Source organism: Nocardioides sp. NPDC057577, assembly GCF_042801335.1.
Lineage (GTDB): Bacteria > Actinomycetota > Actinomycetes > Propionibacteriales > Nocardioidaceae > Nocardioides.
Genome location: NZ_JBHVGB010000179.1, coordinates 1 through 12,348 on the forward strand (window position 1 = coordinate 1; position 12,348 = coordinate 12,348).

The following is a 12,348-nucleotide window of genomic DNA, read 5'->3' on the forward strand; positions in this document are numbered from 1 at the left end:
CCACACCCGGGCCGCCGCCCCGATAGCCAGCCAAATCTTTCTCGACGGGCGCCGGTGTCAAGGACCGCGATAGCGGCCGGCGAAGCCGGCGGCCGCAGGCCGTCCTTTACTCCGGGGCCCGTCGAGAAGACCCTCCAAGCAAGGGTCGGCGGCCCAGACCAGCCCTCAGGTGAGACGTTCCGGCAGGGAGGTCTCGACAAGCTCGACCACCAAGCATCAGGAGATCCGCCCCCGCCACCGATCACCAGCCACAAGCTCCACATTGATCCCAGCAGCCCGCACGAAAGCGACGAGCTCGTCGTCGAACATCTCCCCCGGCTGAGGCGGACTGAGCGTGTGAGCCCCAGCGACCCCGAGCTCGACGAGAGTCGACTCGAGATCAGGAGCCATGAAGGCCAGGTGATGGAGCCCGTACGCATGCGGCCCCGGAGTCACCGGAGTGATCAGCTTGAGCGGGAGAGAGCCGGCCTTCTCCAGGAAGACCCCGCGGACGCCGTGGCGGGTGCTGACGACGGGGTCGGTGACACGGCGGTAGCCGAAGAGCCGCTCGAAGGCCTCGGCGGTCCGGAGCAGGTCGCGGACCTGGATGCCGATGTGGTCGAGCCGAAGGTCAGGCATCGTCACCTCGCCTCGCGGCGCCTTCGGCGACCGCGGTGGCGATGGCCATCCAAGGCCCGGGAACGGTGGTGACGCGCACCACCGTGACTCCGGCCAGCGCCGCGAGGTCGGCCGCGGGTCCTTCGAGGCTGACCGAAAGAGACCCGGGTGCTTCCTCGAGCACGGTGATCCCGCGCCATGGCAGCGGCCCGGACCACTCGCCGGGACCGAGCGCCTTCCAGACAGCCTCCTTGGCGGCGTACCTCATCGCGAAGGCCGTGGCGGGGGCGGCCGCGGCCATGCACTGGTCGATCTCGGCGTCGGTGAACCATCGCACCGCGCCTCCGGATCCACGCGTCCCCAGGAGCCTCGCGAAGCGCCTGATGTCGGCGATGTCGATCCCGACCCCCTGCAGGCTCATCACGGACCCGTCGCTCTTCGTCAGCATCTCAGGCGACCGGACTGTAGGTCGCGACCGTCTTCAGCAGCTCGGCGGCGACCGCCTCCGAGCCGGCCTCGTTGAGGTGACCGCGGTCGAGGGTCAGGCTCTGATTGAGCACGTGGTAGGTGTGGCCGTCCTGGCTGCGCTCATCCGTACCGGCGGACTCGACCGCGGCGATGTCCACGAGACGTCCGGAGGCTGCGTACTTCTCCCTGACCATCGTGTTGTAGCGCTCGCGGGCGACGTTGTCGGCCGGCCCCATCCGGTCGTCACCACCCAGGAGCGCCCGCACCTTGGACTTCCACCCGCGGTCCGCGGTCAGCGGCACGGTCGTGTAGAGGAAACGTACGTCGGGATGCGCCGCCTCCAGGTCGGCCATCATCGAGGTGTAGGCGTCGAAGACGGCTTGCACGTCGGTGGAAGCGGTGATGTCGACATAACAGAGCTTCATCAGCGCCACGTCGACCCCTTCGGCCACGGGGGTGTCCAGCATCTCCGCGAACGCAGCGAACTTGCTGAGCGGCTCCCCGTTGACCCCGAGACAGGCATGCATGAGCGTCCCGTCCGGGGCGTCCTCGCCGGAAGAGACGTCTGCGATGACCGGTGCGGCCACCGAGGCACCGGCGTACACCCTGGCGACCCCGTCGAGGATGTCGGCGCCCACCGACTGGTGCCCGAAGAGCACCTTGGTCTCGCCCACCGCCCGCAGCTCGTCGTCGGTGGGCCACGCGATCGCGATCGACTCGTTCATCATTGGACTCAGCTCACTTTGACGCCACCGCCACTGTCGTCATCGATACCGGCGCCGGCGATGCAGTCCCCTGCACCGGACAGTCCCTCGGCCAACCTCAGGCACATGGCGCGTACGTCCTGCTTGATCACCTTGCCGCTCGCGTTGAACGGCAGCGCGTCGACGATGCGGACCACCTCGGGAACCATGTGCTTCGAGAGCTGCTCGCGACAGTGCGCGATCACGTCGGCGACCCGCAGTCCGGACCCGCGCCGACGCACCACCACCAGCTCGAGCCGCTCGCCTGCGGCGTCATCCGGCAGCCCGACCGCAGCCGCCGCGACGATGTCGGGCAGGTCGAGCGCCACGGACTCGATGTCCTGGCTCGCGATCCGGTGCTCCCGCGACTTGATGAAGTCCTCGACCCGGTCGACCACGTAGATGTAGCCGTCCTCGTCGACCTTCGCCAGATCTCCCGTACGCAGCATCCCGCCCGGCATCTTGCGCGCCGTCGCCTCGGGGTCGTCGAGGTAGCCGGGCGAGATGTTCGCGCCGCTGGCCCAGATCTCGCCGACCTCGCCCGGGGCGACGTGCACCCCGTCGCGGTCGAGGACCCGCAGGTCCACGCCCGGGAGGCCCCGGCCGATCGACCCGGGCCGCCGGGAGAGCTCCTCCGGCGGAAGATAGGAGAGCCGAGCGGTGGCCTCGGTCGCGCCGTACATCACGAAGACCCGCGCCTGCGGCTGCGCGCGCGCCATCTGCTCCACCAGCGCCGGGGCCAGCCGGCCACCGGCCTGCTGGATCGTCCGCAGCGTCGGTACGGCCGTGCTGCCGAAGGTGCTGTTGCGCAGCAGCGTCCCGAAGGTCGACGGCACCCCGGCGAAGCCCGTGCAGCGAGCGGAGGTCATCCGGTCCACCACCGCCTGCGGGAAGACGAACGTCGGCTGGATGACCAGCGCGGCACCGGCGCGCAGATGGGTGTGCAGGAGCGAGAGCCCGAAGACGTAGGTGAACGGCAGCACGACCAGCATCCGATCCTCGGACGTGATGTCGAGGTAGCCGAGGATCGAGGTCGTGTTCGCCTGGATGTTGCGGTGGGTGATCCGCACCGCGCGCGGGTCGCCGGTGGTGCCGGAGGTGAACATGTAGAGGGCATCCTGGTCCGGGTCGACCTCGACCGCGCCGGACTGCTCGACCGACGTCGATCGCTGCTTCGGGACCAGCCGCTCCTTCCGCTCCACCACGACCGGGAGGCTCCGGGGCAGGCTCATCCTCAGCGCCCCGGCCTGGGCGCGCCCCACCAGCAGCGCGTCGACGCCGACCCAGCGCACCCGGGCCACCACCTCCTCGGTCGGCAGCGTGACGGCCAACGGCACCACGACCAGCCCCATCCGGAGCGCGGCGAGATAGGCCGAGGCCCAGAAGAGCCCGTTGGGCGCCAGGATCCCGACCGGCGTACCCGGGGTCAGTCCGAGCTGGGAGAGCCGTCCCATGAGCACGGACACGCTGGCTCGCAGCTCTTGAAAGGTGTACTCGCGACCGGCTTCGGCGAGCGCGATCGATTCCTCGGGCGCGTGCTCGAGAAGAAAGTCGGCAGTGTTCAACGTGGCCCGTCCCCCGGGATGCTTCGGCCGGGACCGTTCCCGGCTACGGCAACGTCGCACGCCTCACCTCGACCGGCGGGTGGCCGCTCGGCAGGCTGCCTGAAATTGAGTACGCGACCCACCCATCGGTCCGAACTCGACTCCGCTACGCGTCGACTGGTCTCGTGAACCTCAAGCGCCTCCTCATGCTCGTGCTGCTCGGCGTGCTCGTCGGCGTCGCGATCTTCTGGATGCCAGGACGCTTCGACGACTCCTCCTCCGGCACCGACGGCAACGGCTCGACCTCGTCGTCCCGGTCCGGCTCGCCGGGAGCCGACCCGAGCTCCGACTCGAGCGCCGGGACGACCTCCGGCCGGAAGTCGCAGTCGGACCCCGAACCCGCGACCGAGGGGCTGCCGGAGGCGGCCTCGACACCGAGCGAGTCGGGTGAATCGGGCCTGCCCGGGCTCACCGAGAAGCCACGAACGAAGACGGCGGCGCTGATCTCGGAGCCGCTGCCCAAGCAGGCGGTCCGCAAGAGCGCCCTGGTGGCCGGCTACCCGACGGCACTCGCACCGCCGTCACGGACCACGGTCGGCGTCTCCAGCGTCTCGCCCACCAAGGGCGCGCTCCAGGTGGCGCTGACCGCGACCTGCCGGCGACCCTGCGACGTACTGCGTCACTACCGGACCCGGCTTGCGCAGCACGGCTTCAAGGAGATCGCAGCGACGTCGGTCGAGAACACGCCCGCGATATCGCTGAAGCGCGGCGACGAGACCGTGAGCGTCACGATCACCCACACCGGGCGCCGCAACGTCGACTTCAGCCTCTACTCCGTCCTCCATACGAAGTCCTGAGCCGGTGTATCTGTCTCTCAGCGACCGTCCCACCACGAGTGCCGAGCCGCGGCAGGCCGGCGGGCGGGTCTCCCGGACCGTTGTCACCCTCGGCATCGTCAGCCTGCTGACCGACATCTCCTCGGAGTCGGTCTCGGCGATCCTGCCGCTCTACCTGACCGCTGTCGTCGGGCTCTCGCCGGTGGCGTACGGGCTCATCGACGGGCTCTATCAGGGCGTCTCCTCGCTGGTGCGGATCGCGGCGGGGTGGGCGGCCGACCGCACCGACCGACCGCAGCCGGTGGCGCTGGCGGGCTACGCGATGAGCGCGGTCGCGCGGCTCGGGCTGATCTTCGCCGGCGGCTTCGGGACGATCTCGGCGGCGATCTCGCTGGACCGGGTCGGCAAGGGCGTACGCACCGCGCCGCGCGACGCGATGATCGCCGCCTCCAGCGACCCGGCTCACCTCGGCCGCAGCTTCGGCGTCCACCGGGCGCTGGACACGATCGGGGCCACGCTCGGGCCACTGCTGGCGTTCGTGATCCTGTGGCGGATCGCCGACGGCTACGACACCGTGCTGGTCGTCTCGCTCGGCTTCGCGGTGCTCGGAGTGGCGACGATGGCGTGCTTCGTGCCGTTCCGCACCGGCGCCGTCCGCCGGACCGCTCCTCGCCGCGGCGAGCTGCGCCCCAAGGTGCGCTGGCGCACGGTGCTCACGCCGGGGCTCGCGCGGGTGACCGGTGTGTCCGGCGTGCTCGCCCTGCTCACTGTCGGTGACGGGTTCGTCTACCTGGCGCTGCTGGAGACCGGCGGCTTCGCGGCCCAGTGGTTCCCGGTCCTCTACGTCGGGACCAACCTCGCCTACCTCGCCCTGGCCGTCCCGATGGGCAGGCTCGCGGACCGGGTCGGGCGCGTCAGGGTCCTCGTGCTCGGCCACCTTCCGCTCGCGGCCGCCTACCTCTGCGCCGCGACCGGGTCCGGCGCGCTCTGGACGACGTGCGCCGCGGTGCTCCTCCTCGGCGTCTTCTACGCCGCGACCGACGGCACCCTCGCCGCGGTCGCCGGGCAGCTGGTCCCGGAGACCGTACGCGCCAGCGGCATCGCCACCGCCCAGACCGCGGTCGCGCTGGCCCGGCTCGTCGCGGCGACCGGCTTCGGCCTGCTCTGGTACGCCGTCGGCCCCCGGGTCGCGATGCTCGCGGTCTGCGCGGTGCTGCTCGTCGCGATCCCGGCCGGGCTCGCCGTGATGCGCAGGGCGGTGCGATGACTAGTTTCTGGGTCGAGCGGCGCACCGCGATCTTCGGGGCGATCGTCGTGCTGGTCACGGCCGGCGTGACGGCGTACGCCCTCTCCGCGATCGCGGAGAACGACCGGCGTACGTCCCAGGCGACCGAGGCGACGACCACCTCCCTCGCGCAGATCGAGAAGGGGCCGAGGATCCTCTTCCGGCACACCGGCCGCGACGCCGACTACGGCCACGTCGGCGCCGTGGCGCTGGCCGACCCCGGCGGCGCCCGCGCGCTCACCGACCTGAGCTGCGACCGGGTCTACGCGCAGGCGCGGTCGGTCTCCTGCCTGGCGACCGAGCGGGGCGTGGTGAGCCGCTACCGGGCGACCGACCTGGCGACCTCGACCGCGGGGAAGGCGTGGCGCGAGGTCGACGGGACGGACCTGCCCGGGCTGCCCAGCCGCACCCGGATCTCGCCGGACGGGCAACTGGTCTCCTCGACGGTGTTCGTCAACGGCGACTCCTACATGGTCAGCGGATTCTCGACGCGCACCCTCATCCGCCGGATCGGCGGAGCGAGCTACGGCGACCTGGAGAAGTTCAGCCTGGTCGTCGACGGCCGCAAGGTCTCCCCGGTCGACCGCAACATCTGGGGCATCACCTTCGCCGACGACGACCGCACCTTCTACGCGACCGTCGCCACGGGCGGGCGGACCTACCTGGCCCGCGGCGACCTCACCGAACGCTCGCTGACGACCGTCGCCGACCACGTCGAGTGCCCGTCGCTCTCCCCCGACGGCACCCGGATCGCGTTCAAGGAGGCCGACAAGGACGGCACCCGGTGGACGCCCGCGGTCCTCGACCTCGCCACCGGGAAGCGGACCGTGCTCGCCGGTGAGACCCACAGCGTCGACGACCAGATCGAGTGGCTCGACGACGACACCGTCCTCTATGGCCTGGAGCGCGAGGGCGAGCCGGTCGACGACGTCTGGGCGCTCGACACCTCGGCCTCCGCGACCCCTCGTGTGCTCATTCCGGAGGCGGCCTCGCCCGCGGTTCTACGCTGAATCGGGTACTCCATCCCGGCTCTTCCCCACTCCCCGCCGCGTCCCGGTTTGCTGAAGGGATGACCGTTGAGGAGACTCACGCCGCCGCGCCCGGGATCGAGCCCAGGATCGAGCCCAGCGCGGACGTCGACGACCGTGCCGTGATCGGCGCCGGGACCCTCGTCTGGCACCTGGCCCAGGTCCGCGAGCACGCCCGGATCGGCAGCGAGTGCATCATCGGCCGTGGGGCCTACGTCGGCCCCGGGGTCGTGATGGGCGATCGCTGCAAGATCCAGAACCATGCCCTGGTCTACGAGCCCGCCGTCCTGGAGGACGGCGCTTTCGTAGGACCGGCGGTGGTGTTCACCAACGACTACCTCCCCCGCGCCGTCAACCCGGACGGCACCCTCAAGGACGGCGAGGACTGGGAGGCGGTCGGTGTGACCGTACGCACCGGTGCCAGCATCGGCGCCCGAGCCGTCTGCATCGCGCCGGTCACCATCGGCGCCTGGGCGATGGTCGCGGCGGGGGCCGTGGTCACCCGCGACGTACCCGACCACGCGCTGGTCGTCGGAGTCCCGGCGCAGCGGATGGGGTGGGTCGGGCACGCGGGCGCGCCGCTGGTCGCCCAGGGAGATGCCTGGCGCTGCCCGAAGACCGGCACCCTCTACGGCCTGCGCGGCACGAACGAGGACGACGGCCTGATCGCGCTCTGACGATCCGGTCCGCCGATCCGCTCGACCGAAGGTCAGGCGGCCCGCCACTCGGCCTTGTGGGCGATGCTGACCGCCGCGATCTGCGAGGAGACGCCGAGCTTGGCGAGGATCGACTTCACCTGGGTGCGCACCGTCGCCTCGGAGACGACACGGAGCTTGGCGATCTCGCCGACCGTGAAGCCGTCCATCAGGTGCTCGAGAACCTGCGACTCCCGCGGGGAGAGCTGGGCGAGCCGGCGGCGGATCTCGAAGACACCCTGCTCCTGTCCCACCCACGCCCGGATCAGGCGCTCACGCTCGTCGACGTCGAGCACGCTGAGCCCGTAGTTGAGCCTGCGTACGGTGCCCAGGATCTCGCCCAGCGGCACCGACTTGGACAGAACCGCTCGGGCCCCGACGTGCAGGGCGTGTCCCCAGCGGGTCTGGTCGGTCGAGCCCGTCACCACGACGACGTCGGCCCCCGCCCGGGCAAGCGGGGCGATGAGGCGTATGCCCGAACCGTGCTGGCCGAGGTCGAGGTCGAGCAGGACGATGCGTGGCTGGGACCGCATGATCAGCGAGGTGAGCTTGGCCTCCGAGGGCGGCTCCTCGGGCAGGTCGATGCGGCGGGCGTCGTAGCCCTCGAAGGTGAGGGCGAGCTCGAGCGACTCGGCGAACAGGGTGTGGTCCTCGACGATGACGACCTTCACCCGCTTACGCGGCGACGCCACGGCGACCTCCCCGGGCCGGGGTGTCGTGCTGATCGGCTTCTTCGACCGCGCAGCCGAGCATCGGGATGCCGAGGACGAAGGTGGTGCGCTCGTTCGCGTCGAGCAGCTCGAGGTAGCCACCCTGGCGTTCCATCAGGTCCCGCGCGGCATGGAGGCCGATGCCCTGACCGGAGGAACCTGGACGGCTGACGCCCCAGGCGAAGATCCGCCTGCGGAGCTCTGGCGCGACCCCAGGGCCCTCGTCCGTCACGGCGATCTCGACCGAGGTGTCCCCCGGCCCGGCCGCGCGCACCTCGATCCGAACCGGCCCGCTCCCGTGGACCGCGGCGTTGTCGAGGAGCACGTTGAGCGCCTCGGTCAGCTGGTCGGAGTCGCCCAGCGCCAGCATCCGGCTGGGCCGCCATCCGACCTCGGTGCCCTTCGCCTCGTGCGCGAGGACCATGGAGCCGACGACGGCATCGAGATCGATCACCTCAGCGACCTCGGGCCGCATCTCTCCGGCCCGCGGGCCCGGCACCTGCGGCCTCGCGGCGTCCTGCTGTCGCTGGACCATCCGCTCGAGCCGCTGCAGCTCGCTCTCGACCATCGCAGCCATCGCGGACCGCCGCTCCTCGCCGATCGCGACGGGCGAGTTCAGCAGCGTCGTCGCCGCCCGGATCCCGGCCAGCGTCGAGGCAGCCTCGTGCAGTCGGGCACGTTCGTCCGCACCGACTCTTGACATGGACACAGCTCTCCCCTGGTCATCCTCAAACCGCGCCCTCCCCATGACGCATTCAGCTGCATGAAACATGCACGGACCCCGAGGTCCGACACGAACAGCGCTCTACAGCAAAGGGAGCCTACTGAACACGGCGGCCCGTCCCATTGCCTACCTATTTTTGGTTACCTGCCGTTACCGAGTGGTGCCTGAAATTGAGGAATGGCGAGCATCTGGGCCCCAGAAACTGGACGTGCCGGGTCACATACTCGGGTGGCCATCCTCGATCACCCGCCCGTGCCGCCGCAGTCGGACCCTGCGGGCGAGAGCACCGCGCGCGGATGGCGTCGCGCCCGTAAGCCCCTGATCGGGCTGCTGATCTGCCTGCTCCTGCTCTGCGCCGCGGCCCTCACCGGGATCCTGTGGCTCCAGGCGAAGGTGGAGGGAAACCTCCAACGGCTGCCGGACACCTTTTCCGGGCTCACCGACCGGCCGGCCAAGCCCACCTCCGGGTCGGCCGCCGACGCGGTGAACATCCTCGTCCTCGGCACCGACACCCGCTCCGACGCACCGACCACCGGCGCCGAGGCTCCTGGCTGGGAGCCGGGTCAGGCACGGTCGGACACGATGCTGCTCGTCCATCTCGACGGCGACCGCCGCTCCGCCTCGGTGGTCTCGATCCCCCGTGACTCCTGGGTCGACATCCCCGGCCACGGCAAGGGCAAGGTCAACTGGGCCTACTCCTTCGGCGGCCCCAGCCTCACGGTCGAGACCGTCGAGACGATGACCGACGTACGCATCGACCACCTCGCCGTCATCGACTGGGACGGCTTCAAGGCCCTCACCGACGCCATCGGTGGCATCGACATCTACATCCCGGAGACCGTCGAGGACCCCGCCCACGGAATCCGCTGGGAGGCCGGCCGCCACCATCTCGACGGCGATCAGGCTCTCCTCTACGTACGCCAGCGCTACGGCCTCCGAGACGGCGATCTCGACCGTGTCGCCCGTCAGCAGGCCTTCCTCCGCACGCTCCTCCAGCAGACGCTCCACCAGGAGCTGCGCAAGCACCCCGAGCAGGTCCTCGACCTCCTCACCCTCTTCTCGAAGCACGCCTCCGTCGACGACGACTGGTCCACGACCCAGATGGCCAAGCTCGCCGCCTCCCTCCGCAACCTGCGCTCCGGCGACATCAGCTATCTCACCGTCCCCACCGACGGCACCGGCATGGTCGGAGACCAGTCAGTCGTACGCCTGGACCCCTCCCGCGACCGCGACCTGTGGCGCGCGGTCCGCGAGGACCGGATGGGCGAGTGGACGGAGGACAACCAGGATCTGCTGACCCCTGACGTGGTCCGCTGATTCTCGTGGTTGGTGACCGTTGACGCTTCCTGGAGCGTTCTCGACGGTTCTCGGAGTCGGGCGAGAGTCTTGGCTGGCTGGTTTCGGGGCAGAGTCGGTAAGTCGGGTTGGCCAGAGGCGGGTCTTCGGGGTTGGGGTGTCTCGTTGGGCTGGTGGCCGCCGACCCGTTACGGAGGGTGTTCTCGACGGTTCCCGGAGTCAAGGACGGCCTGCGGCCGCCGGCTTCGCCGGCCGCTTCGCGGTCCTGGACACCGGGACCCGTCGAGAATTTTGGCTGGTTATCGGGTCGGCGGCGGGGTTTGGCGCAGAGTCCCTTGGGTTGGGCACGGGCTTGGGATGCCGGGGTCGATGGGTCCTGGCGGCTAGAGGTGTGTGCGGTGCTTTTACAAGACGATGACACCTTGTGAAGGCTTCACAAGCAGGGCCGTCGGGAAGGGGCGCGACGACCCCGTCACGGGAGCCGACGCTGCCTCCACCCCCTGCTGCCCACGCGGCCCCAAACAGGCCGCCGGCGCATGCCGGGGCAGGATCATCAACCGTCGAGGCAGACCGACAGGGATCATCCGCATGGGCAGGCAGGACCCGGTCAGTTGGCGCAGGATCGCGGGCAGGACCAACAGTCGGCAGCGGCACGCCGCGCACCGGCACCGCGGCACCGGCACGCGGCACCGGCACCAGCACCCGGCACCCAGCACCCAGCACCAGCACCCAGCACGAGCCCGATCAGCGCCGCCCGCAATACCTACAAGCCACGGGTCGGCCACCCAGCTGAACGGCACAACCCGACGGGGCACGGGGATACAGCCCAGCGATCGTCGCGTGACGGGCTCGGAGGCATGCAGGCGCGACAGCACCACCCGCTCGGATCAGCCGGTCAACGTGCGTCGGGTGAACCGGATCCGACCGTCCGGCAGCCGCTCATAGGTGTAGTCGGCGGCGTGGATCCGGTGATGATCACTCGGACACAACAACACCATGTTGGCCAGGTTGGTTCGGCCGCCTTCAGACCACGGTTTCAGATGATGAGCCTCGGTCCACGCCGCCGGGGCGTCACAGTCCTCGGCTTGGCAACGCTTGTCGCGTAACCGCAATGCTCGGTGTTGGATCGGATGCGCCAACCGGGCCGTCCTGCCCAGGTCGAGGATCTCGGAGTCGGTGCCCAACACCACCGGCACCAGGTCAGCGTTGCACGCCATCCGACGGGCTTCGGCGGCGGTGATCTTCTCGCCGTCGAACCCGAGGGCCGCGGTGGCGAGGTCCTTACGAAGGTCCTCCACGCTCATCGTGACGAACACCGTGGTCCCGTGCCCGCCATGACGGGGGAGCAGGTCGACGTCGTAGGTCTCGATCACGCGGGCGAACGCCTGACCCAGCAGTCGATCATAAGGGGCTTTGCGGCCCTTGTTCTCCGCGGACAGCTTCCGGGGCTGAGCCAACGAGTCGAGGATGGTGCGCAGCCTCATCCCGACGGCGCGGGAGACCCTCGCGTGAAGGTCGATGGTGCCGTCGCCGTTGTCGCGGGCGGTGTAGAAGGTGCGCCGGGCGGCGTGCTCTTCCTCCCTCTGCAGGGCTTTGGCTTCGGCGGCTTCGAACCGGGCGGGGTCGATCTCGGCCAGGATGCGGCGGCCGGCGTTCTTGAGCTCGTTGGCGGTCATCCAGGCGGCGTAGTCGACCAGCATCTTCTCGGCCGACACCAGGTGTTCACCACTGGCGGCGGGGTCGGCCTCGACGGCATCAAGCGCCTTCGTGATCACCCTGGCCTTGTCCTGGGACACCACCCCCTCCGCCAGGCCGGCAGCCACCAGGTCGTACTTCGCGACCCCAGCAGCGAGTTTGATCTGGGAACGGGCCACCCCTTTATCGACCAACAGCTCGGTCCGCAGCCACCCCGAGACATCCTTCGCACCGGTCTCCTCCGCGATATCGCCCGCAGCGGCGAGGACTCGCAACTTCAGTGCGGCCTGCATCGCTTGGAGTTTCTCCAGCCGTTCCAGCAGGTCCTTCTTCTGGCTCGTGCGCCAGTACGCAGGATCAGTGGACAACAACTCTTGAAGGGCGGTCTCGATGGCCTGCAGGGCAGCGTCGATCGCGTCACCGGGGTTGGTTCCCCAGTGGTCGATGTCGCGCCCGAGACTCATCGCCAGCCCTTCCTTCAGAGGTGTGTTGTGATGGGTCTGATTCTACGCCTCAACCGCTCTCTTTACTATCTATTTTCCCTGATCAACCGCCATTTTCGCGGTGAGCGAACGGCGTCGTCCCTGTGGATGGTAAGTGGCCCTACGGGCCACCTCCCACACCCCATCAACACCACCTGTCCCAGTAACGATTCCGCTGCGCCACACCCGGGCCGCCGCCCCGATAGCCAGCCAAGTTTTTCTCGACGGGCCCCGGTGTCCAGGAC

Annotated in this window: 12 protein-coding genes; 5 read left to right on the plus strand and 7 right to left on the minus strand. The window is 69.9% G+C overall.

The annotated features are described in order from the left end of the window. Positions 1 to 216: 216 nt before the first annotated feature. From ACFU7D_RS24910 to ACFU7D_RS24925, 4 genes are read right to left on the minus strand one after another with little or no spacing between them, the layout of a single operon-like run. Positions 217 to 618: a VOC family protein gene (locus tag ACFU7D_RS24910; protein ID WP_378872405.1), complete on the minus strand. Its 402-nt coding sequence runs from the start codon at positions 616 to 618 to the stop codon at positions 217 to 219. Next, positions 611 to 1,045, minus strand: a complete 435-nt coding sequence (locus tag ACFU7D_RS24915; RefSeq protein WP_378872408.1) for a holo-ACP synthase — start codon at positions 1,043 to 1,045, stop codon at positions 611 to 613. The genes ACFU7D_RS24910 and ACFU7D_RS24915 overlap by 8 nt, the downstream gene beginning before the upstream one ends. Position 1,046: 1 nt before the next feature. Beyond that, positions 1,047 to 1,790, minus strand: coding sequence for a hypothetical protein (locus ACFU7D_RS24920; protein ID WP_378872410.1), 744 nt, complete (start codon positions 1,788 to 1,790; stop codon positions 1,047 to 1,049). An 8-nt stretch (positions 1,791 to 1,798) separates the two neighbouring features. Beyond that, positions 1,799 to 3,373, minus strand: a complete 1,575-nt coding sequence (locus tag ACFU7D_RS24925; RefSeq protein ID WP_378872412.1) for a class I adenylate-forming enzyme family protein — start codon at positions 3,371 to 3,373, stop codon at positions 1,799 to 1,801. 164 nt (positions 3,374 to 3,537) lie between these two features. Between ACFU7D_RS24925 and ACFU7D_RS24930 the strand changes: the two genes are divergently transcribed. Genes ACFU7D_RS24930 through ACFU7D_RS24945 form a run of 4 tightly spaced genes read left to right on the plus strand, consistent with a single transcriptional unit; the run spans position 3,538 to position 7,178 of the window. Beyond that, complete coding sequence (locus ACFU7D_RS24930; RefSeq protein ID WP_378872415.1) at positions 3,538 to 4,209, plus strand: hypothetical protein; 672 nt, start codon at positions 3,538 to 3,540, stop codon at positions 4,207 to 4,209. A gap of 4 nt (positions 4,210 to 4,213) precedes the next feature. Next, a complete protein-coding gene (locus ACFU7D_RS24935; protein WP_378872418.1) occupies positions 4,214 to 5,455 on the plus strand; it encodes an MFS transporter in 1,242 nt (413 codons plus the stop codon). Then, complete coding sequence (locus tag ACFU7D_RS24940; protein WP_378872420.1) at positions 5,452 to 6,483, plus strand: hypothetical protein; 1,032 nt, start codon at positions 5,452 to 5,454, stop codon at positions 6,481 to 6,483. Before ACFU7D_RS24935 ends, ACFU7D_RS24940 begins: the two co-directional genes overlap by 4 nt. A gap of 59 nt (positions 6,484 to 6,542) precedes the next feature. Beyond that, positions 6,543 to 7,178, plus strand: coding sequence for a DapH/DapD/GlmU-related protein (locus ACFU7D_RS24945; protein WP_378872422.1), 636 nt, complete (start codon positions 6,543 to 6,545; stop codon positions 7,176 to 7,178). Between the two features lie 32 nt (positions 7,179 to 7,210). On the opposite strand, the gene ACFU7D_RS24950 is transcribed toward ACFU7D_RS24945, so the two are convergent. Together ACFU7D_RS24950 and ACFU7D_RS24955 are read right to left on the minus strand one after the other, a co-directional pair. Next, positions 7,211 to 7,888, minus strand: a complete 678-nt coding sequence (locus ACFU7D_RS24950) for a LuxR C-terminal-related transcriptional regulator (protein WP_378872424.1) — start codon at positions 7,886 to 7,888, stop codon at positions 7,211 to 7,213. After that, entirely contained in the window at positions 7,872 to 8,609 is a 738-nt protein-coding gene (locus ACFU7D_RS24955) for a sensor histidine kinase (protein WP_378872426.1), read from the minus strand. Before ACFU7D_RS24955 ends, ACFU7D_RS24950 begins: the two co-directional genes overlap by 17 nt. Before the next feature lie 249 nt (positions 8,610 to 8,858). Between ACFU7D_RS24955 and ACFU7D_RS24960 the strand changes: the two genes are divergently transcribed. Continuing rightward, positions 8,859 to 9,947 (plus strand): LCP family protein, encoded by a 1,089-nt coding sequence (locus ACFU7D_RS24960; RefSeq protein ID WP_378872429.1) that lies wholly within the window; start codon positions 8,859 to 8,861, stop codon positions 9,945 to 9,947. 866 nt (positions 9,948 to 10,813) lie between these two features. Here ACFU7D_RS24960 and ACFU7D_RS24965 read toward each other — a convergent pair. Beyond that, entirely contained in the window at positions 10,814 to 12,085 is a 1,272-nt protein-coding gene (locus ACFU7D_RS24965; protein WP_378872433.1) for a DUF222 domain-containing protein, read from the minus strand. Between the last annotated feature and the right edge of the window lie 263 nt (positions 12,086 to 12,348).